4 protein-coding genes are annotated in these 3,257 nt (G+C 41.6%); all 4 read left to right on the forward strand.

Annotated elements, in window-relative coordinates; all coding sequences use genetic code 11:
- Positions 1 to 215 precede the first annotated feature (215 nt).
- The 4 genes from ACFOUY_RS09095 (at position 216) to ACFOUY_RS09110 (ending at position 3,146) form a co-directional block, all read left to right on the forward strand.
- The gene (locus ACFOUY_RS09095) at positions 216 to 977 is read left to right on the forward strand and encodes an SDR family NAD(P)-dependent oxidoreductase (protein ID WP_378960192.1); all 762 of its coding nucleotides are present in this window, start codon (positions 216 to 218) and stop codon (positions 975 to 977) included.
- Positions 978 to 1,106: 129 nt separating this feature from the next.
- Positions 1,107 to 1,688, forward strand: a complete 582-nt coding sequence (locus tag ACFOUY_RS09100; protein WP_378960193.1) for a Crp/Fnr family transcriptional regulator — start codon at positions 1,107 to 1,109, stop codon at positions 1,686 to 1,688.
- Between the two features lie 107 nt (positions 1,689 to 1,795).
- Positions 1,796 to 2,650 carry an SDR family oxidoreductase gene (locus ACFOUY_RS09105; protein WP_378960194.1) on the forward strand — a complete coding sequence of 285 codons (855 nt, stop codon included), beginning with the start codon at positions 1,796 to 1,798 and terminating at the stop codon, positions 2,648 to 2,650.
- A 91-nt stretch (positions 2,651 to 2,741) separates the two neighbouring features.
- Positions 2,742 to 3,146, forward strand: a complete 405-nt coding sequence (locus ACFOUY_RS09110; protein ID WP_378960195.1) for a nuclear transport factor 2 family protein — start codon at positions 2,742 to 2,744, stop codon at positions 3,144 to 3,146.
- Positions 3,147 to 3,257 lie beyond the last annotated feature (111 nt).

Below are 3,257 nucleotides of genomic sequence, written 5' to 3' on the forward strand. Positions count from 1 at the left end.
AAATATCAAATAACGTAAAAAAAAGAAAGCGGATGAAGAGTTCAGCACTCATTCATCCGCTTTGCAAAAACAGACTATTTTAAGTCCACTTTTTCAGTGCCCTCGTATGGACCTGCCCTTTTTTCATTTTCATCTAGAGTAGTTTGCGACTACTGGTTTTATCCAGTTTGTTCAAGTCTTTCTGGAACGAAAGTCGGATATCTAAAGATTTTAATATGAAACTAGAAAATAAGATCGCCATTATAACTGGCGCAGGTTCCGGAATCGGCAAACAGCAGGCTCTATTATTTGCCAAAGAAGGCGCAAATGTGATCGCAGTCGACATGAGTCTTGAAAATCTGGAAAATGTAGTATCGGAAATTTTAGCTGCCGATGGCCTTGGGGAAGCAAAACAACTTGATGTTACAAATCAGTTGGAAGTAAAAGCCCTTATTGGATATGTAATCGAGAAATATGGGAGGATAGATATCTTGGCTAACACAGCGGGTGTCTTTGATGGGTTTGTAAAATCCTTGGATACTTCCATAGAATTGTGGGATAGGTTGATGAATGTAAATGTTCGCGCTGTATTTCTTTTGTGCAATGCAGCACTCCCCCATATGCTCGAACAAAAATCCGGATCAATTGTGAACATGGCATCTATTGGCTCTTACGCTGCAGGAGCTGGCGGGGTTTCTTACACATCATCAAAACACGCTGTGATGGGACTTACAAAGCAACTGACAATGGATTATGCCTCCTCTGGAATTAGGGTCAATGCGGTCGCGCCGGGACTTATCGAAACGCCATTGAACAAGGATTTTTTTCAAACCCCCGACTCGGGCGTTATTGAAATTATTGAAGCAATTCCCGCCAAGAGAGCAGGACAGGCCATTGAGGTTGCAAAGGCCAGTCTCTTCCTGGCCTCTGATGATGCCTCATACATTTTCGGCGCAGCCATAAATATTGATGGAGGGGTAACTGCGACACTAATCTGAAGGATATCTCTGGGCGCAGAGGCCAGAAATTTTAACTCGCGTGAGCGAAGATATTCTCATTATGATTTATCTGTGACTATGTTATATGCGATCGGCCTGCCTTTTTTTTAACTTTGAATTTTTCTTACCATGTTTGAAATTTTTCGAAAGTATCTAAAGGACAAGATTAGCATTTCCGAGAGCGACTACGAGTTTATCCAGTCCGTAAGTATTATAAAGCGTCTGAGAAAACATCAGTTGTTACTAAATGCGGATGATAAGTGGAGTTCGCATGCCTTTGTTTGCGAAGGGCTGCTTCGCAAATTTAGCGTTGATGAAAAAGGTGGCGAGCATACTGTTTATTTCGCAATCGAGAACTGGTGGACTGGAGACCGTGAAAGTCTGATGAATAACACACCATCGAAATATTATATTGAGGCCATTGAGGATTCTGTTGTATTACTTATTCATGATGTAAACTTTCAGGAGATATTCGCTAGGATCCCACAATTTAAGGACATGGTGAATACCATTTTACAAAGGAGCTTAAATGCCGCCCATGAGCGGATAAATGCAACCTTTATCTCAACTGCGGAAGAAAAATATAAGCGTTTTCTGAGTTCATCCCCAAACCTTGCAAACCGAGTTCCGCTTCATATGCTGGCCTCCTACTTAGGAATTACCCCAGAAACCCTGAGCAGGATAAGAAAACAGCTAGCCAAAATAAAATAGATTCACTCAGGTTATCTGCAATTGCCTTGATATTTGTCAAGTTTCTTTCTAACAAATGTCAAATACTGAAATTTGATGAATGCTGATATTTGTTAAAAAAATAACATATGTCAAAAGTAATTGTAATAACGGGCACAAGTTCAGGCTTCGGAAAACTAACCGCACTGACACTCGCAGCAGATGGCCACGCGGTCGTTGCAACCATGCGCGATACAGAGGGCAAGAACAAAGATGTTGCCGATGAGCTGGCAAAAGCAGATAATATTGAGGTAGTGGAAATGGATGTTGCGCAGAGCCTGTCTGTAGATACCGCATTTGGATACATCCTCAAAAAGTACGGAAGCGTTGATGTTTTAATAAACAATGCAGGGGTTACAGGTTTCGGCGTTGCGGAAGGCTATTCTATCGAGGGGTACAAAAAAATGTTCGAGATTAATTTTTACGGCCCAGTTAGAACTTATCAGGCAGTCCTGCCTTCTATGAGAGCTGCTAGACAGGGTCTGGTTATCAATCTTTCCACCGGTGCCAGCGGTTTTGCCGTGCCATACATGGTACCCTATATGGCATCTAAATTTGCATTGGAGACGTTCATTGAGGGAATAGATTCAGAATTGAGAGACTTCAATATCGAAAACGTTTCAGTGCCTTGTGGTGTATATCCCACTGGTATGGGCGAAAAGGGCGGTTTTAATGCAGACAGGGAAGATATCCCTGCCGGATATCCTGATTTTGAGCAGAGACTCGGAGACTTGGGAAAAACATTCTACAGTAAAGTTGAGGAATTCAAAATGGATCCACAAACGATTGCGGATGGGATCAAAGCCCTTGTAGACATGGAGAAGGGTGCACGGCCCTTAAGGTATCCTCTTGATGCGATCGCACAGGGAACGGATCAGGAATTCATTACGGCTAAAAGAAAGATCAAAAGAAAGTGGGCTTCCAAATATGGAATGGATATCTAATGCTATATAGTAGGATTTTAGAAAACCTGGTGCAATAGGGGAAGTGCGGGGATATTGAGATTGCAGTTAAGTAAAATCAAATTTTAAAGACATGAAAAGCGAAGAGACAACAGCAAACGAAGGCAATAATCCTTCAGATAAAATCACAGATGCGTTGGCGATTGTACTAATCGAAAAACACCTGGATTTATGGAGCGAAAGAAATTCAGAGTTTAGAAAAAACGAACTTGCCAGCGTGTACTCATCATTGGTAACAATCCATGATCCCATAGCTGGACTAATCCGCTTTGAGGAACTGAACAGCTTTATAGACGACCTTTTACGCAAATTCTCTAATTTCAAGTTCTCGATAATGGAACCAATTGACGTACATGGCGAGGTTGCCCGCCTTTCGTGGGCTTTTGGACCAGAGGACAACCCAGAGGAGGTTACCGGTCAGGATTTTTTCATCTTTATGGATGGAAAAATTATTTCCTTGAGTATATTTTTGGATTAATTTAGCAAGGGGCCGTATCATAATTTAATTTTATGATACGGCCCCCTTTTTTTTTGCTTTGTATTTTACGTCTTTGTCCCTTGGCTATTTCGGTTTCAGCAATCGATATTT

The sequence above is a fragment of the Pedobacter jamesrossensis genome (assembly GCF_042650905.1).
GTDB lineage: Bacteria > Bacteroidota > Bacteroidia > Sphingobacteriales > Sphingobacteriaceae > Pedobacter > Pedobacter jamesrossensis.